Source organism: Pseudomonas sp. LBUM1643 (assembly GCF_059716215.1).
In genome coordinates this window covers 4,196,099-4,213,276 of record NZ_CP166813.1, presented here as the reverse complement: position 1 = coordinate 4,213,276, position 17,178 = coordinate 4,196,099, and the positions used below count along the sequence as shown (strand labels likewise).

Genomic DNA, 17,178 nt, shown 5'->3' with positions numbered 1-17,178 from the left:
ATATGATGGGCCGCTTGGCTCAGTGAGCTTAGCCTTTGCAACGAATTCAAGGAGATATCAATGGACGCATGGACACTGCACTGGCTGGAAGCCTCGGGAAACCTTGACGACTTTCGAGCCCAGGTGATTGGCGAATTCGCCGCCGCTTACCAATCCATCTCCCGGCTGATGCCGCCACCACGGCTGGATATTCTGATCCAGACGCTGCCCGGCGAAACCATCCCTGAAATGGGCCTTGTCGGGCGGGCCGTTCGCAGTACCCTGTTTTCTATGACCCTCGATCCCGACAACCCGAACTTCCTCGCAAGCCTGCGCAACGGCACGCTGCACCGACAAATTATCCATGAGGTTCATCATTGCCTGCGCATGGCAGGCCCCGGCTACGGCTGGACGCTGGGTGAAGCCCTGGTCAGCGAAGGACTGGCGGGCCAGTTTGTCGGTCATCTGCTCGGCAGCGAACCGGAACCCTGGGAAAGAGCCGTCACACCGGCCGAACTCCTGCAAACACCGATAGACCCGCAGACCCTCGAGTCAACGCATTACAACCACAGTGAATGGTTCTTTGGTTTCGGTGCTCACCCGAAATGGCTGGGCTACACCTTGGGTTATCAGATGGTCGAACAATGGCTGGCATCGACAGGCGACATCGATGTCGCCACCTGGATCAATGTCCCCGCGCGCACCATCATCGATTCAGCCATTAAGGCGCGGCGGGGATCACTGGAAACCTGAGTTTTCAGCAGCAGGCTTGCCGCCATCGCGGGCAAGCCACGCTCCCACAAGATCCAGGCACAGCACAAAATCCCCTGCCACCCATAATCCCTGTGGGAGTGAGCCTGCTCGCGATGAGGCCAGAACAAACCACCGCATCATCACCTACTGCTGCTGATCCCCAAACACCGGCCGGAAAAAGCTGCGTTCATAACTCAGGATGCACTTTGTCTCTTCGGCGTACTTGAAGGCTGCAATGCACGCCGCATCCTTCATGGAGTCCTGCCGGTAGCGCTCGTAATCCGAAAGGCTGGGAAAGGTGAACATCGCCATGGCGATGTTGTTCGCGCCCTCGGACGGCAGGAAGTAGCCGTGATGCTGGCCGCCGAATTTCTCCACCAGCGGAATCCACAAGTTTGCGTAGTGTTCGAACGCCTTGATCTGGTAGGGATCAAGCACATACCTCAGATAGCAAGTGACCACGTTTTTTCCTCTTGGGTTATGTGCCCTTACAGGCTTTCATTGCCGCCTCGGCTGGCTCTGTACACCAGGCTAGGCCGTTGCCCCGGTACATCGTCCAGTGTATCGATGCGTTGCATGCCGATTTTTTCCAGCACACGAATAGAAGCCAAATGGGCCGGCCTGACAAGCGCGAAAATGTCTTTGGCCTGCAGTTCATCAAAACCAAAATCCAGCCCGGCGCGGGACAATTCCGTGGCGTAACCTTTGCCCCATGCATTCACGCCGAAGCGGTAGCCCAGGTTCAGTCGTTCAGCGTCGAGGTATTTACGCATGGCAATGCCGCCGAACCCGATAACTTCATCCGCTGTTTCACGGGTCGCAATCGCCCACTGTCCGTAGCCCTTTTCGGACCAGTGACGCATCCATTCATCAAGCACGGCGGCGGCCTGATTCCTGTCCGACATCGGGCCTGCGGGGTTGAACCGGTTAGTCGCCGGATCGCTGTGGATCACGAACAGGGATTCCAGGTCTTCAGCATTTGGGGGGCGTAATATCAGTCGAGCGGTGGTGCGTAGCATGCGTGAATCGTCCATGAAGATGAGTGATCAGGGTGCAATAAATTCACGAATCGCTGCAATGGTCTTCACCGGCGCTTCTTCCATTAACCAGTGACCTGCGTCCGGTATCACCACTTCCGTGACGGTGTCAGCGGCATTGCGCATCACGATCGCTTCGTTGTTGCCGAAGGATTTCTCACCGCCGATGGCCAGTACCGGCATGCTCAGGCGTTTCGCCATGGACGCTTCGTTGTCCACGGCATCCTGGCGAATGCTGCGGAACTGGGCAAAGGCTGCGTGCATGGCGCCGGGGCGGGCGTAGAGTTTGGCGTAATGTTGGCGGGTTTCTTCGTCGATCTTGCTCGGGTCGCCGGCAAATTCATTCCAGAACCGGTCCAGGTAAACGCGTTCACGTCCGGCCACCAGCCGCTCGGCGTCCGGTCCACCGAAATCGAAATGCCACAGCATCGGCGAGCGGACAATGTCGTTCCAGGGCGGAATGCCTGGCACGGGCGCATCCATGACCACCAGGCGATCCGTACGCTCTGGATAACGCGAGGCATACGCGAAGGCGACCATGGTGCCGATGTCGTGGCCGATGACGATTGAATGTTCAATCCCCAACGCCGCCAACACTCCACGGATATCGGCAGCCTGGGTCTTTTTGTCGTAGCCGCCGTCAGGGATCGACGACAACCCCATGCCCCGCAGGTCCGGCACTACGACGGTGTGATCCTTGGCCAGGTCTGCCGCCAATGGCGCCCACATGTCACCGGTGTCTCCGAAGCCATGCAGGAGCACCACGGCCGGTCCCTTGCCGCCGACGCGCACATGCATTTTCACGCCGTCGACCGCGATGTCCTGGGTTCGAAAGGTCGCTGGAAACGCCGGTACCGCGGCCTTTACCGGGAGGCTCAAAACCAGCAGTGTAAAAACGCTCAGCAGGACACGGAACATGGCGGTAACTCCGTCAGGGGCGGGAGCCATGAGCTTAGACCGGACGCGAGAGTCGTGAGGCTGCCATAAGCATTTACGTCGAAAACCTTTTCGCCCCCGCGACACACGCAATCACCGCAACGGTCACGCCCAGCATGCCCAGGCTGACAGCCTCATGCAGCAGCGTTGCCGCCAGCGCCAGGCCAAAAAACGGTTGCAGGAGTTGCAGTTGGCCGACCGCTGCGATGCCGCCCTGTGCCAGCCCGCGATACCAGAACACGAAGCCGATCAACATGCTGAAGAGCGACACGTACGCCAGGCTGAACCACGCGGGCGTGGTCACTCCCGAGAAGGAGGGCGGCGCCAGCCACCAGGCCAGTGGTGCCATCACCGGCAGCGACAGCACCAACGCCCAGCAGATCACTTGCCAGCCGCCGAGCGTTCTGGACAACTTCGCCCCTTCGGCATAACCCAGCCCGCAGGCGAGGATCGCCAGCAGCATCAACAGGTCGCCGATCGGCGACGCGGTGAGGCCTTGGGACAGCGCAAAGCCGACCACCAGCAGGCTGCCCAGAATCGAAAACAGCCAGAACACTCGACGCGGACGCTCGCCACCGCGCAACACGCCGAACATCGCCGTGGCCAACGGCAGCAGGCCGACAAAGACAATTGAGTGCGCCGACGTTACGTACTGCAACGCCAGCGCCGTCAGCAACGGAAAACCTAAAACGACGCCTAGCGCGACGATGGCCAAGGACAACAGTTGAGACCGGGCAGGGCGCTGCTCCTTGAACACCAGCAACAGGCACAACGCCAGGACTGCGGCGATGCTGGCGCGGGCGACTGTCAGGAAGACCGGGTCAAATTCCAGGACGGCGACCCGCGTGGCAGGCAGCGAACCGCTGAAGATCAGCACGCCGATAAACCCGTTGAGCCAGCCGCTCGCGGTCTTTTCCAGGGGAAGGTTTTGCAGGTTCGATGCGCGTTCCATTTCGTCACTCTCACATTTGCAGAACGCCATCCTAGGGACGAGAATAAAGACAATCAAAAAATTGTCATGGATACATCCCGATGCCCCGATCCCGCTACAAATCACTGGTCGATGCCTTCGCTGCCGATATCCGCGCCGGCCGATTACTGCCGGGCACACGGCTGCCCACCCACCGTGAACTGGCGAGCCGGGAAGGGCTGGCACTGGTAACGGCCAGCCGCGTCTATGGCGAACTGGAAGCCATGGGTCTGGTCAGTGGGGAAACGGGCCGGGGCACGTTTGTCAGGGAGACCTCGCTGCCCCCCAACCTTGGCATCGATCAGCAAGACGTGGCCGCAGGGATGATCGACCTCAACTTCAATTATCCCTCGCTACCGGGCCAGGGTGATTTGTTGCGCAGTGGCCTGCGCCAACTGGCAGCGGGCGGCGATCTGGAAGCGCTGTTGCGTTATCAGCCGCACGCGGGGCGCTTGCACGAGCGAGTGTCGGTGGCGCGGCATTTGGGCGCTCGGGGGCTGACGGTCGGGGCCGAACAGGTGCTGATGGTCAGCGGCGCCCAGCACGGGTTGGCGGTAACGATGATGGCTTTTCTCAAACCCGGTGACGTGATTGCCGCGGACGCCTTGACCTATTCCGGTTTCAAAGTGCTGGCTGAAGCGCTGCACCTTGAAATCGCGCCGATTCCCGCCGCTGAAGGTGGCCCCAGTCTCGATGCGCTGGAAAAACTCTGCCGCAGTCGGCGCGTGCGGGCGGTGTACACCATGCCGACGATGCACAACCCCTTGGGCTGGGTAATGAACGCGGAACAACGCGAACAGTTGGTAGCCCTCGCGCGCAAGCATGACCTATTGATTATCGAGGACGCTGCCTACGCTTTTCTGGCCGAAAACCCACCGCTGCCCGTGGCGGTACTGGCGCCGGAGCGAACCGTTTACGTCTCCGGTTTATCCAAGAGCATCGCCACCGGATTGCGCGTGGGTTTCGTTGCCGCGCCGATCGAAAAAGTCGCCGCCATCGAACGAACGATCCGGTCGACCACCTGGAACACACCGGGTGTGATGACGGCCATTGCCTGCGCCTGGCTCGACGACGGCACCGTCATGCAGCTGGAAGCGGAGAAGCGCCGGGATGCCCAGGCCAGGCAGATCGTCGCAGCACAAGCGCTGGACGGCTTGCGTTGTGTGACCCATCCGTCGTCGTATTTCCTGTGGCTGCCGCTGTCGGAGGACGCCAGGGCGGACCAGATCACCAAGGCGTTGATGGAAGAAAATATCGCCGTTTCAACCGCCGAACCCTTCGCCACCTCGGTGCACGTACCCCATGCGATTCGCCTGGCGCTCGGGTCGGTGGATATCGATACGCTCAAGGCTGCATTGGCGAGGGTGAAATGGATGGTGGAGGCGTATTCCTGATTAGCCCCATCACATCTCCCTGTAGCAGCTGCCGAGCCTGCGAGGCTGCGTCCGGCTGCGCAGCAGTCGTAAATTCTGGGTCCGCATTTTTTCAGGTAAACCCTATCTGCCGGATTGCGACTGCTGCGCAGCCGGACGCAGCCTCGCAGGCTCGGCAGCTGCTACAGGTTTTGCAGGTTTATGCAGGTATTTGCAAAGCAGCAGTGTCAGGCAACCGGAGCACTGCGAAACCGCAAAATCCGCGCACCGTCATAAGGATCAATCAGATAGTGCGCCTGCACCCCAAACGTGTCTTGCAGGCGTTGCGGGGTCAGCACTTCAAGCGGATTACCCAACGCCACCAGCCGGCCTCGCTCCAGCACCGCCAGGCGATCACAGCCGAGTGCCTGATTGAGATCGTGAAGGGCGATCACTGTCGTCACAGGCAGGGCGTGCACCACCTGCAAAATCGCCAGCTGGTGCTGGATGTCCAGGTGATTGGCGGGTTCGTCCAGCAACAGTATTTGCGGGCGCTGGGCCAGGGCGCGGGCGATGTGCACGCGCTGCCGCTCACCCCCCGACAGGCTGCGCCAGGTACGGGTTTTCAAGTGCGTGACATCGACATCATGCAGCGCTTGCTGGACGATCTCGTCGTCCTGGCGCGACCACGGACGCAACGCCGACAGCCAGGGGGTTCTTCCCAGTGAAACGGCATCGAGCACACTGATCGAATCATCGGTATCCGCCTGCTGTTCAACTACAGCAAGCATCTGCGCGACCGTGCGGCGCGACAAGTCCTTGAGGCGCTGTTCACCCAGCCGGACCTCGCCCCGAGTGGGCACCCGCACACCCGCGAGCAGCTTGAGCAAGGTGGATTTGCCCGAGCCGTTCGGCCCGACGACACCCAGGGTTTCCCCGCGCCGAATGTCCAGGTGGATGTCGTGCAGCAGCTGCGCATCACGGACATCGAAGCCCAGCCCCGTACAGCTCAATACAGACTCACAGGCACTCATCGCGCATTCCTCCAACCGACCAGGATCAGTGCGAACACCGGCGCACCCACCAGCGCGGTAATCACCCCGACCGGGATGACCTGGCCCTTGATCAACGTCCTCGACAACACGTCGGCGGCAATCAGGAACAGCGCACCCCCGAGCGCGCTGTAGGGCAGCAAGCGCGCATGTCGAGTCCCCAGCAGCAGGCGCACGGCATGGGGAATCACCAGCCCGACGAACCCGATGGAGCCGACAATCGACACCATCACCGCCGTCACCAGCGCCGCGCACCCCACCAGCAAAAACTGCACCCGACGTACCGCAATGCCGAGCGACGCGGCGGAGTCGACACCAAACGTGAAGGCGTCCAGCGCTCGCCGGTGCCACAGGCACACCCCGAGACCGAGCAACGCCACGGGCACCGACAACCACACCGATGGCCAGCGCACGCCACTCAGATTGCCCAGCAGCCAGAACATGATGCCGCGCGCCTGTTCGGAACTGGCCGACTTGGTGATCAGAAACGCCGTGAGCGCATTGAACAATTGCGAGCCGGCGATCCCCGCCAGAATGATCTGCCCGGTGCCACTGGACGATCCGCTGACACGCGCCAGCAAAATCACCAGGGCAAAGGCCGCGACGGCGCCGGCGAACGCCCCGGCGGACAACGAAACCGCGCCAGCCCCCACACCCAGCAACGCCACCAGCACGGCACCTGTGGACGCGCCGGCGGAGATGCCGAGCAGGTAAGGATCAGCCAACGGATTGCGCAACAACGACTGCAGGATCACCCCGCAAGTCGCCAGCCCGGCGCCACAGGCAGCGGCCACCAGGGCGCGGGTCAGGCGGTAGTTCCAGACGATGCCTTCGTCGATGGGATCAAGCACATGCCCGGCTGCCCACAGCTTGTTGGCCAACACCTGGAACACCACGCTCGGCTCGATCGGCGTTTCACCAATGGCCACGCCAGCGATCACTGCCAGCAGCAGTGTCGCGAGCGCCAGCAGCGTGCGAATCAGCGTCCTGGTCATTGCGGCAGGTCGTAGCCATTGATGGCGGTCGCCAGTGTTTCAAGGCCGTCGAACATTCTGACGCTGGCCTGCATCGCCATGGCGTCGAGGATAATGATCCGGTTGTTTTTCACCGCGTCCATGTTGCGCGTCACCGGGTCACTGCGCAGGAATTGCAGTTTCTTTTCATGATCGTCAGCAGGGAATCGCCGGCGGTCCATGCGCGCAATCACCAGGAACGTCGGGTTGGCCTTGGCGATGGTTTCCCAGCCCACTGTCGGCCATTCCTCGTTGGACTCAACGACGTTGCGCACGCCCAAGGTGTTGAGCATGAAATCCGGGATGCCCTTGTGGCCGGCGACGTACGGGTCGATGTCGAGGCTGGCGCTGGAGAACCAGAACAGCGCGCTGGTGTGCTTCAGGTCCTTGTTCTGCACCGTAGCCATCGACTTCGCCAGGCTGGCCTTGAGTTCGGCGTTCAACTGCTCGCCACGGGCCTGAACATCAAAGATCTGCGCCAATTGGCTGATGCTTTTGTAAATGCTGTCGATGCGAAACGCCTCCAGCCGCGTGCCATCGGCGCCGACCAGGTTGTCTTTGGCTTCGCAATCGGAGGGCATCAGGTAGGTCGGAATATTCAGCTCATGAAACTGCTCGCGAGTGCCCACTGCGCCTTGCGGACCGACCATCCATTCCAGCTCCACCGCCACCAGTTCAGGACGTTTGCCGATCACCGCTTCGAAACTCGGCTCGTTGTCGGCCAGGCGTTCGATCTTGTCGTTCTGGGTCTTGTACGTGGACAGGACATCGTTGAACCACAACGATGTGCCGACCAGCTTGTCGCTCAAGCCCATGGCATAGAGCATTTCAGTGCCGGCCTGGCCAATGGTCACGGCCCGGACAGGCGCGTGCTGGAACGTCAGCGTGCTACCGCAGTTTTCGACGGTGAGGGGATACTGTGTCGGGTTCGCCTGGGCGAGGGCGCAAAGACCCAGGCCCGAGAGGAGGGTGGCGAAGCGGGGCAGCAGCATGAGGCGATCTCCATTTGAACCGTACACGGAGCAGAGGTATACGGTCTGGAAACACATCATCGAACGCTGCGGCAAGGGCAGTGCAAGGCCGATCACCGAAGTGACGCACGCGACAAGGATGTCCTTCCCGGACACCCCGCCGGTTAGTGATTTGCTTGGCCGGCAGGTCTCCTGACTGATGCGTCATCGCCTGGTTCCGGCCTTCCCGGGGGTGATCCCAGTGGCGTTCGTGGAGCAGGCTCAGCATCTACAGTTGCGGGGGCAGTTCCGTTTGATGCTGTGTGAGCATCACGGATTCCCTATTAATCCCATGTGGAAACCGGCGGCGGCATGGTAGTCGATCAGACCGTCCGAGGGGAACCTGTCTAACCCCGATGCACCCAGATCTACTGTAGGAGCAAAGCTTGCTCGCGATGGCGTCCTGACAACCAAGCCACATCCCCCAGATGCACCCGGATTAACTGTAGGAGTGAGCCTGCTCGCGATGACGACCTGTCAGGCAACAAGTTTCTCCCATATGTACACCGATCAAACTGTGGGAGCTGGCTTGCCGGCGATGGCGGCCTGATCGGCGGTGGGATTGTTGTTGGTGTACATATCCGTTTCTGCGGTCATGGCTACTATTGGTTTCGCTTTTACAGCGAGTCACTTGGAAGAGCCCCAAGTAACCAAGGGCTCTTGCCCCTTTCGTGCGGTGCCTCGCTAAGGCTCGGCATACCCTCGCTCCGGTCCTGCTCCGTGGGCCCGCCGCGATCGGCCATCCATGGCCGTGCGCGGCTAACCCGGCATCCTTGCCGGGTTACCCACTGCGCAGAACCTGCGCTCGGCCTTACGAGGGGGCAAGAAGATCAAAAGCAAATCAAAAGCACATCAAAAGCAAATCAAGTGCAAATCAAAAGCGGACCGAACTGCGTTTTTTCCAGGTATTGGTTGCGTTCGCCGTAGGCTTCAATCACTCACCTTGATCGCCTCAACATCCCCCAAAGAGCTGTAATGCTTACGCAGCTTCCTCAGGTCCCGGCTCCCCATTTTGTCCAGTGACAAGGTAGCGTTCTGCGCTTCTTGGGTGGCTCGAATCAGCTCGTCGATTTTCAGATGCAAGATATCGTTGTCGCGGTTTTGGGTGTTCTGGATGAGGAAGACCATCAGGAACGTGATGATCGTGGTGGAGGTGTTGATGATCAGTTGCCACGTGTCGTTGTAGTGGAAATAGGGACCTGTGAGTGCCCATACGATGATCAGGACAATGGCGGTGAGGAAGGTTTTTGAGCTGCCGGCTCGATTGGAGAGTGCCTGGCAGAATTGTGAGAATTTCATGAGTACCTACTCTTGCGATGGTCAGTGATAGACCGCAGTGATTCTTTGAAATTCTTTTTCATTCTCTTTCATCAGCGAGCATTTTCCTCCCGTGTATCCGAGGGTTCACGTCGCTCATCATTTTGTTGGAACTCCTTTCAACGTCGCTCCGTCATCTGAACTGAGGGGGGCTGCGAGCGCTCGTGGCGTACCCGATAACGCTTTTTTTTGAACAGCGAGGGACGTCATGAATAGTTCAGACAGCAGGACTGACGGTCAGACCGATCGTCAGGACTCCGGAAGACCGGAAGCCGATTTTCAACATTTGAAGGAGGGCGTTACCGAGGCCCTTGGTGATGCGCGGCAGCAAGCGGATGCGCAGTTCGGGCAGTACCGTGACACAGCAGCAGACCAGATCGAGGCACTGGCCCAGGGGGCGAAATCTTTTGTCTCCGAGATAGAAAGCAAGGACACGCTCGGTATGTCCGACTACCTGGCCGATATGGCCGAGTCCATGAGCGGGCTGGCCGGCAATCTGCGTGGCAAAAGTGCCGAACAGCTGCTGCACGATGCAGCCGATCTGGCGCGCAGCAACCCCACGCTGTTCATTGCCGGCAGTGTTGCCCTGGGCTTCGGCCTGTCGCGATTCCTGAAAGCCGGCACCTCTGCCGCCTATACCAGCACCCGCGACAGTGACCCCGCCATGGGCAGCTCCAATCCTCCGTCCGGTGGTTTCGGGGCGCAGCGTCCGTATGAAACTTCCGTCCCGTCACGCACCGATTCGGGTGCTGGTTTGGCCACCGGCATCACGCCAGCTTCGCCAAATGAGCAAGACCACCCTTCGGACTTCGCGACGCCTGCCAGACCAACGTCCGACTTCAACGGAGCATTGTGATGAACAGAGAAGATACTGAGTTGCCGGGCTCAAGACCGGTGCCTGCGGTCGATAATGACGCTTCGGTGGTGGGGCTGTTGCGGCAGCTGTCGCGAGAAGTGCCTGCACTGTTTACCAAGGAGCTGGCGTTGGCCAAAGCTGAACTTCAGGCCAGCCTCACGACACTCAAGGCCGGGATTGCCGGCGTCGCGGGCGGTGCGATTGTGCTGTTGGCCGGGTTCATCATCTTGCTGATGTCGGCGGTCTACGCGTTGGCCATGGTGATGGCGCCGTGGCTGGCGGCGTTGATCGTCGGTGTCGTGGTGATGATCATCGGGTTCGCCATGTTGCAGTCAGGAAAAAAACAATTCGAGCCGTCCCGCTTCAAACCGGATCGCACACTGGACGCGCTGAATAAAGATCAGGAAGCGCTGCGGAGGAAAGTCTCATGAACAGTGAATTCGAACTTGAATCGGAAAAAAGCCCGGAAACGATCGAGCGTGAAATCGACGCGCAGCGTGCCAGTATCGGCAACATCGTGGACGCACTGGAGAGCAAATTCACTCCGGGTCAGATGTTCGACCAGGCGCTGGGTTTGATGCAAAGCAATGGCACGGTGTTCCTGTCCAATTTGGGGACCAGCGTGCGCAACAATCCCGTGCCCGCCGTGCTGACGTCGGTGGGATTGTTGTGGTTGATGATGAGTCAGAATCGTCCACCTGCGCCGCGTCCCGGATATAAGGTCGGGCCGGATCAGAACACCGTGGGCGAGTGGGCCGATGGTCTGGCGGACGGCATCGACAGCGCGCGTCACCATTTGCACGACACCGCCGATTCGCTCAAGGAGGGCTATCAATCCGTCAAAGGCAAAGCGGCAAACCTGACCGATAACCTGGGCGCCGCCACCGATAACATCAGCCACGCCATGCATGATGCGAGCGATCGGTTGGTGCGCAGTACCCAGGTGATGAGCAATCAGTTCACGCAGTTGTTGAAGGAACAGCCTTTGATGGTCGCGGCTGCTGGCATTGCATTGGGCGCCATGCTCGGGGCTGCGTTGCCGTCGACGGCGACCGAGCAGCGCTATCTCGGCAAGACCAGTGCGGGACTGACCGATAAGGTCAAACAACAGGCTCGTGAGGGCTTCGAAGCAGTCCGCGATACCGTGACCAAAACCACTGATCATTCGGATGAGGACGTAAACGCGGGGGGGCAACAACGTAGTGCCAGTGATACTCCAGCTGACCTGTCACGAGGATTGGGTACCTCTTAAAAAACCCGACGCGGGAGGCCTGCGATGGCCTTCCGCGTCAAGTGGGGGATCAGTTGCCGTCGGCAACCTTGCGTTCTATCTCGTCCACTTTTCGATTGAGCTCTTCGGCGTCCTGCTCTTTGGTTCGGGTCGAAGAAGGCGTGATGGCTTCATCGACGCCTTTGGTGTCGCTGTCGGTGTCCTCAAGGTCTCTCTCAACCACGTTCACCGGTTTGCCAGACGTATCCTGTGGCGGAGCGTTTGGCGTTGCAGGTGCTTTGCCATCGGTATAACGGTCGTCGTTGTTCATGTCGTTACCTCCAGTTGTCTGTTCATTGGATGCAGCGACAGGGCTGGAGTTCGAGATTTTTTGCAGTGGAGGCCGCAAACCATCAACCAAATGCAAAGGTTTTTTTGCGCAGGCGTCAGGCGAAAATCCCCAGGAGAATAGTTGCCAGAATCACCGTCGAAGCACCGCCGATGCGTGTTGAAATCTGCGCGAACGGCATGAGGGACATGCGGTTGGCCGCCGACAGGATAGCAACGTCCCCGGTCCCGCCGAGACCGCTGTGGCAGCAGGTCACGATGGCCGATTCGATAGGGTACATCTTCATCAGGTTGCCAATGAAAAAGCCCGCAACGGTCATCGACACCACAACCGATACGCACACCAGCACGTAGCCGATCGAGAACACTTTGACGACGCTGTCCAGTGGCACATAGAGCATGCCCAGACCAATCATGACCGGCCAGATGAACGCGGCGGATACCAGTTTGTAAAAGGTATTCGCGCCTTTCTCCAGATTCTCCGGCAGCACGCGCATGTACTTAAACACGACCGCGGCGAGGATCATCATGACCGGGCCCGGGATGCCGACGACTTTCTCAAGCAGGCCGCCAAGCACGAAGAACGCGCAGATGACCAGCACGCCGGCGCCCATGATGCGGAAGTCGACGATCGAGCCTGTTTCTTCCTTGACCTGGAATTTGTCGTTTTCGTCCTTGGCACGAATCAGCGAGCCTTCGCCGTTGAGGTGAGGGCGCTTGAGGGCCAGGCGGGCCAGGTAGCCGGAACAGATGATCGCTGCGATGTTACCAACCACGGCAGCCGGGGCCAGTTGCGCGACATAGATATCCGGTGTGCCACCGAGGATCGCCGAGTACGCCAGTGAGAGCGGGAGGATCCCTTCACCGATGCCCCCGCCAATGATGGGAACGATGATGAAGAAGAACGTGTGATAGAAGCTGTAGCCGACGAGTTTGCCCACGATAAGTCCGCTGGCAACTGCCGCCAGCGTGCCCACGAGCAACGGGATAAACATCCTCATCATGCCCTGGACCAGGATGAAACGACTCATTCCCAGAATGCTGCCGACGACCAGGCTGGCAATCACGAAATAGAGGAAGTTCGCTTCCTTCATGAGCATCTTGGTTGCATCAATCGTGGCGGGTCCGAAGAACCCGTAGAACACCAGCACCGAGGGCAGCATCAGGCACAAAATGGCGCCGCCACCGATTTCCTTGAGAATCGGCAGACGTGAGCCGAGTTGGCCGAAGAACACACCCATTGTCATGATGACCGCGAGTCCGCCGATCATGTTTTTCGGCAAGAAACCCAGGTGTGCAGAGAGATAAACGATCGCGGCAATGCCAAGAAAGACCGGGAGGGGGATGACGCCTATTTCATAGGCGAGCACGCTGCGCAGGCGCTGACGAAACCCGCTATCACGGGTGTCGTCGATTTTCAGGGACGGCTCATAAGACTTGTTCATGTCGCTACTTCCTCATGTTTTTTTTATCGAGGATTGAAGGAACTCACGGTTCACCAGGACACGGCTTACCCTTGTGTTGAACGATGGTATCCTTCGCGAATAATGAGATAAACCGCGGAAGTCTGAAGCGTATGAACACGAATCGTGATCAATTTCCCCTGCCCGAAGACTTGAAGGTGTTCCTCACCGTCATTCGTAAAAACGGCTTCGCCAGCGCCGCCGAGGAGTTGGGGTACTCGCCGGCGTACATCAGTAAACGCATTTCCGTCCTCGAAACGACGCTCTCTACCCGCTTGTTGCACCGAACCACCCGACGCATTGCGCTGACCGACGACGGCGAGCGCGTGCGGGTGTGGGCGGTGAAACTGCTGGGCGACTACGACGATTTTGTCGGTGAAATCTCCGAAGCGCGGCACCAGCCCAGCGGCTCGCTGCACATCAGCAGCAGCTTCGGGTTTGGACGTAATCATGTCGCCCCCGCGATTTGCAAACTGTCGCAGACCTATCCCAAGCTCGATATTCGCCTGGACGTGTTTGATCGCGTGGTTGATCTCGTCAGCGAAGGGTTCGACCTTGAGATCCGCGTGGGTGACGACCTGCCAGGTCAGCACCTGGGGCGAAAGCTCGTGAGCAACCGGCGGGTACTGTGCGCCACGCCGCAGTACCTGGAGCGGCGGGGCGTGCCGCAGTCGCTGGATGATCTGAAGGATCACGATTGTCTGGTGCTCAAAGAGCGCAACAACGCGTTCGGGATCTGGAACCTGACAAAAAACGGGCATGAGGAATCGGTTCGGGTCAGCGGTCCGCTGTCTTCCAACAATGGCGAGATTGTTCTGGAATGGGCACTCAGCGGTGGCGGGGTGCTGTTGCGGTCGATGTGGGACGTCAAACCGATGCTGGAGCAGGGGCGACTGGTGCAGGTGCTGCATGAATACACCCAGAGCGCCAACGTCTGGGCCGTGTATCCAACCCGGCTGAGCCAATCGGCAAAGTTGCGGGTGTGCGTGGAGTTTCTGGAAGAGTACTTTCGCGATCTGTCGGTTGAGTAAATCGCCCCACAGAAATCACTGTAGGAGTGAGCCTGCTCGCGATGGCGGTGTGTCAGGCGAAGATGATGTTGGATGCATGGGCCTCATCGCGAGCAGGCTCACTCCTACAGTGGACTGCAGCGGCCACAAAATCTGTGTCCGACCACACATCCCCTGTGGGAGCTGGCCTGCCAGCGATGGCGGTGTGTCAGGCGATGATGAGGTTGAGTACCGAGCGATCGATTGCCACCGCGTTTACAGCTACCTCACAACCACGGATTTTGCGCCAGGTGCCGGGCTTCGAAGGTTCGAATTTGTTCGGCTCTCTGCAGCGTGGCGCCTATGGCATCCAGTCCGAGCAGCAGCGATTGCTTGCGCAGTTGATCGATGTCGAACGGGATGACGGTGCCGTCTGCCAGTTCGATGATTTGGTCGGGCAGGTTGACGCAGATCTTCGCCGTCAGTACCTGGCTGATCACGCCTGCGATCTGCTTCAGCTGAGTCTCGGGAACCTGGATCGCGAGCACGCCGTTTCGCTGGCAGTTGTCATAGAAGATGCCGGCAAAGCTGGTGCCGATCAGAGCCCTGATGCCCATTTGCTTCAAGCCCCAGACAGCGTGCTCGCGGCTTGATCCGCAGCCAAAGTTGGGACCTGTCACGAGAAAGGCTGCGTCGCTCCAGGCGGGTTGGTTGAGAATGAATTCAGGGTTGGGGGCGCCAGACTCAAGGAACCTCAGGTCAAAAAACAAACCCCGATCCAGGCCCTTGCGATCAATGCCTTTGAGAAACTGCTTGGGCATGATGACGTCGGTGTCGATGTTGGACGCCAGGAACGGTGCAGCGCTGCCGCTGACGGTATCGAAAGGTTGCATGCTTCAAGCCTCCTGGGCGAATGAGCGAACGTCAGTCAGGTGTCCGGTGATGGCGGCGGCCGCGACCATCGCCGGGCTCATCAAGTGGGTGCGCGCACCGGCCCCCTGGCGTCCTTCGAAGTTGCGGTTAGTGCTTGAGGCGCAACGGTCGCCGGGTGCGAGGACGTCATCGTTCATGGCCAGGCACATCGAACAGCCGGATTGGCGCCACTCAAAACCCGCGTCCAAGAAAATCTGCGCCAGGCCTTCCTGTTCAGCCTGGTCACGGACCAACGTGGAGCCCGGGACAATCATTGCCCGCACATGCGCCGCCACGCGCTTGCCACGCACAACGCGTGCAACGTCGCGCAGGTCTTCAATGCGGGCATTGGTGCAGGAGCCGATAAAGGCATGGCTGATGACCACATCACTGAGCGGCATGCCGGGCTTCAGGCCCATGTAGTGCAGCGCCCGTTGCATGCCCTGGCGCAGAATCAGGTCCGGCTGGTCGGCGGGGTCCGGTACATGGCTGCCCACCGGCGCGGCCTGATCCGGGCTGGTGCCCCAGGTCACCATGGGTTCCAGCGCACCGATATCGAGGCTGACTTCGCGATCGAACACCGCACCGTCATCGCTGCGCAGGCCTCGCCATTGCGCGACGGCCGAATCCCACATCTCTCCTTGAGGCGCACGGGGTCTGGTTTTCAGGTAGGCAAATACCTTGTCGTCCGGTGCCATGAATGCACCCCGAGCGCCTGCTTCCACGGCCATGTTGCAGATGGTCATTCGGGCTTCGACACTGAGGTCATCGATCGCCGCCCCGGCGAATTCGATCGCGTAACCCGTGGCGCCCGACGCGCCGATTTTTTCGATCAGCGCCATGATGATGTCTTTGGACGTGACCCCAGTCCCCAGCAACCCGCTGACCGTGACGCGCAGGGTCTTCAAGCGCTTGTAGACCAGGGTTTGCGTGGCCAGCAAATGCTCGATTTCCGACGTGCCAATACCGAAGCCAAACGCGCCCAGTGCGCCATAGGTCGTGGTGTGACTGTCACCTGCGGCCACAACCATGCCGGGCAGGATAAAACCCTGCTCGGGGGCCACGACATGCTCGATGCCCTGGCGCTTGTCGAGAACGTCGAAGAGTTCGATACCGAAATCCCGGCAGTTTTCTTCGAAGTAAGACACCTGCCGGGCACCGCCGGCATCGGGCATCGTGGCAATGCGCGTGGGTGTCGTCGGGTTGACATGATCGACCACGGCCAGTGTTGCGGCAGGGCGCCAGACAGCGCGACCGGCTTCACGCATGCCACTGAAGGCTTGTGGACTGGTGTACTCGTTGGCGACCTGACGATCGATGTACAACAGCACATGGCCCTGATCGTCGAGGGCGCAGACGGTATGGCTGTCGATATGCTTTTGATAGAGCGTTCTGGGGCTGTTCATGAAGTGGGCTCTTGTTGGTCTTATGCGAGATCACGGTGTCGATGTACTGACAGCATATTCATCGCAGATCTAGCATCAAGAGCGGTTAAGTGAAGGCGTTGCGCACGTATTGTGAATAATAGAAGGGCGAACTCAGGGTTCAACTCAGCATCGCGTGTACACCACCATCAGCACGGCACCGTCGACCGAACCGCCGCTGTGGGCCGCATCGGGGGCGCGGCAACAGTAATCGCCGACGTTCAGCGTTCGATTCTGATCGAAGAACGAGCCCTGGAGGACGAACAACTGCTCCAGCTCTCCCTCATGGGTATGGCTGGCGGCATAGGCGCCGGGGTCGACTTTCATCAGCATGGTTTTTTCACCGCGCGTGGTGTCCTCGAACAGCGGTTTGATCCAGAAGCCTGGCGTGGCGGTGGGCTGCCAGTCATCGGTGGCCGCGCAGTAATACTGTGAGCCCGCCACCGGTCCTTGGACGCCGTTTTTGCCGGCGATTTTCCAGGAGAGGGTTTCTTTGTTTGGCATGAGTGTTTACCTGTAAGCGCTGAAACATTCCGTCAGGACTGATCCTGTGGCGA

Annotated in this window: 19 protein-coding genes and 1 riboswitch; of the genes, 6 read left to right on the top strand and 13 right to left on the bottom strand. The window is 59.7% G+C overall.

What is annotated here, in order from left to right; genetic code table 11:
* Nucleotides 1–60 precede the first annotated feature (60 nt).
* Nucleotides 61–732, top strand: a complete 672-nt coding sequence (locus ACA063_RS18935; RefSeq protein WP_497662919.1) for a DUF2268 domain-containing putative Zn-dependent protease — start codon at nucleotides 61–63, stop codon at nucleotides 730–732.
* A gap of 144 nt (nucleotides 733–876) precedes the next feature.
* On the opposite strand, the gene ACA063_RS18930 is transcribed toward ACA063_RS18935, so the two are convergent.
* The 4 genes from ACA063_RS18930 to ACA063_RS18915 form a co-directional block, all read right to left on the bottom strand.
* On the bottom strand, nucleotides 877–1,194 hold the full coding sequence (locus ACA063_RS18930) for an NIPSNAP family protein (RefSeq protein ID WP_497662918.1): 318 nt from the start codon (nucleotides 1,192–1,194) through the stop codon (nucleotides 877–879).
* Between the two features lie 26 nt (nucleotides 1,195–1,220).
* A complete protein-coding gene (locus ACA063_RS18925) occupies nucleotides 1,221–1,751 on the bottom strand; it encodes a GNAT family N-acetyltransferase (RefSeq protein WP_497662917.1) in 531 nt (176 codons plus the stop codon).
* A 27-nt stretch (nucleotides 1,752–1,778) separates the two neighbouring features.
* Nucleotides 1,779–2,687 carry an alpha/beta fold hydrolase gene (locus tag ACA063_RS18920; protein ID WP_497662916.1) on the bottom strand — a complete coding sequence of 303 codons (909 nt, stop codon included), beginning with the start codon at nucleotides 2,685–2,687 and terminating at the stop codon, nucleotides 1,779–1,781.
* 73 nt (nucleotides 2,688–2,760) lie between these two features.
* Nucleotides 2,761–3,657, bottom strand: coding sequence for a DMT family transporter (locus ACA063_RS18915; RefSeq protein WP_497662915.1), 897 nt, complete (start codon nucleotides 3,655–3,657; stop codon nucleotides 2,761–2,763).
* A gap of 80 nt (nucleotides 3,658–3,737) precedes the next feature.
* Between ACA063_RS18915 and ACA063_RS18910 the strand changes: the two genes are divergently transcribed.
* Nucleotides 3,738–5,069: an aminotransferase-like domain-containing protein gene (locus ACA063_RS18910; protein ID WP_497662914.1), complete on the top strand. Its 1,332-nt coding sequence runs from the start codon at nucleotides 3,738–3,740 to the stop codon at nucleotides 5,067–5,069.
* 206 nt (nucleotides 5,070–5,275) lie between these two features.
* Here ACA063_RS18910 and ACA063_RS18905 read toward each other — a convergent pair whose 3' ends face one another.
* The 4 genes from ACA063_RS18905 to ACA063_RS18890 all read right to left on the bottom strand — a co-directional run bounded on the left by ACA063_RS18905 (nucleotide 5,276) and on the right by ACA063_RS18890 (nucleotide 9,401).
* Complete coding sequence (locus ACA063_RS18905) at nucleotides 5,276–6,061, bottom strand: ABC transporter ATP-binding protein (RefSeq protein ID WP_497662913.1); 786 nt, start codon at nucleotides 6,059–6,061, stop codon at nucleotides 5,276–5,278.
* Nucleotides 6,058–7,074, bottom strand: a complete 1,017-nt coding sequence (locus ACA063_RS18900) for a FecCD family ABC transporter permease (RefSeq protein ID WP_497662912.1) — start codon at nucleotides 7,072–7,074, stop codon at nucleotides 6,058–6,060. Before ACA063_RS18900 ends, ACA063_RS18905 begins: the two co-directional genes overlap by 4 nt.
* Nucleotides 7,071–8,084 carry an ABC transporter substrate-binding protein gene (locus tag ACA063_RS18895; RefSeq protein WP_497662911.1) on the bottom strand — a complete coding sequence of 338 codons (1,014 nt, stop codon included), beginning with the start codon at nucleotides 8,082–8,084 and terminating at the stop codon, nucleotides 7,071–7,073. The genes ACA063_RS18900 and ACA063_RS18895 overlap by 4 nt, the downstream gene beginning before the upstream one ends.
* Before the next feature lie 144 nt (nucleotides 8,085–8,228).
* Nucleotides 8,229–8,423, bottom strand: a riboswitch (cobalamin riboswitch).
* Nucleotides 8,424–9,032: 609 nt separating this feature from the next.
* Nucleotides 9,033–9,401 (bottom strand): low affinity iron permease family protein, encoded by a 369-nt coding sequence (locus ACA063_RS18890; protein WP_497662910.1) that lies wholly within the window; start codon nucleotides 9,399–9,401, stop codon nucleotides 9,033–9,035.
* A 226-nt stretch (nucleotides 9,402–9,627) separates the two neighbouring features.
* Here ACA063_RS18890 and ACA063_RS18885 point away from each other — a divergent pair, with 226 nt between their 5' ends.
* Genes ACA063_RS18885 through ACA063_RS18875 form a run of 3 tightly spaced genes read left to right on the top strand, consistent with a single transcriptional unit; the run spans nucleotide 9,628 to nucleotide 11,527 of the window.
* Nucleotides 9,628–10,275, top strand: a complete 648-nt coding sequence (locus tag ACA063_RS18885; RefSeq protein ID WP_497662909.1) for a hypothetical protein — start codon at nucleotides 9,628–9,630, stop codon at nucleotides 10,273–10,275.
* Nucleotides 10,275–10,706 (top strand): phage holin family protein, encoded by a 432-nt coding sequence (locus ACA063_RS18880; RefSeq protein WP_497662908.1) that lies wholly within the window; start codon nucleotides 10,275–10,277, stop codon nucleotides 10,704–10,706. Before ACA063_RS18885 ends, ACA063_RS18880 begins: the two co-directional genes overlap by 1 nt.
* Nucleotides 10,703–11,527 (top strand): DUF3618 domain-containing protein, encoded by an 825-nt coding sequence (locus tag ACA063_RS18875; protein WP_497662907.1) that lies wholly within the window; start codon nucleotides 10,703–10,705, stop codon nucleotides 11,525–11,527. Before ACA063_RS18880 ends, ACA063_RS18875 begins: the two co-directional genes overlap by 4 nt.
* A gap of 49 nt (nucleotides 11,528–11,576) precedes the next feature.
* On the opposite strand, the gene ACA063_RS18870 is transcribed toward ACA063_RS18875, so the two are convergent.
* Complete coding sequence (locus ACA063_RS18870; protein ID WP_497662906.1) at nucleotides 11,577–11,816, bottom strand: hypothetical protein; 240 nt, start codon at nucleotides 11,814–11,816, stop codon at nucleotides 11,577–11,579.
* A 115-nt stretch (nucleotides 11,817–11,931) separates the two neighbouring features.
* Complete coding sequence (locus tag ACA063_RS18865; protein WP_497662905.1) at nucleotides 11,932–13,278, bottom strand: 2-hydroxycarboxylate transporter family protein; 1,347 nt, start codon at nucleotides 13,276–13,278, stop codon at nucleotides 11,932–11,934.
* Between the two features lie 131 nt (nucleotides 13,279–13,409).
* On the opposite strand from ACA063_RS18865, the gene ACA063_RS18860 reads away from it, so the two are divergent.
* A complete protein-coding gene (locus tag ACA063_RS18860; protein ID WP_497662904.1) occupies nucleotides 13,410–14,327 on the top strand; it encodes a LysR substrate-binding domain-containing protein in 918 nt (305 codons plus the stop codon).
* Nucleotides 14,328–14,572: 245 nt separating this feature from the next.
* Here the strand turns inward: ACA063_RS18860 and leuD are convergent, their stop codons facing one another.
* The 3 genes from leuD to ACA063_RS18845 all read right to left on the bottom strand — a co-directional run bounded on the left by leuD (nucleotide 14,573) and on the right by ACA063_RS18845 (nucleotide 17,125).
* Nucleotides 14,573–15,178: a 3-isopropylmalate dehydratase small subunit gene (gene leuD, locus ACA063_RS18855; RefSeq protein WP_497662903.1), complete on the bottom strand. Its 606-nt coding sequence runs from the start codon at nucleotides 15,176–15,178 to the stop codon at nucleotides 14,573–14,575.
* A gap of 3 nt (nucleotides 15,179–15,181) precedes the next feature.
* Nucleotides 15,182–16,603, bottom strand: a complete 1,422-nt coding sequence (gene leuC, locus ACA063_RS18850) for a 3-isopropylmalate dehydratase large subunit (RefSeq protein WP_497662902.1) — start codon at nucleotides 16,601–16,603, stop codon at nucleotides 15,182–15,184.
* A 144-nt stretch (nucleotides 16,604–16,747) separates the two neighbouring features.
* The gene (locus ACA063_RS18845; protein WP_497662901.1) at nucleotides 16,748–17,125 is read right to left on the bottom strand and encodes a cupin domain-containing protein; all 378 of its coding nucleotides are present in this window, start codon (nucleotides 17,123–17,125) and stop codon (nucleotides 16,748–16,750) included.
* Nucleotides 17,126–17,178 lie beyond the last annotated feature (53 nt).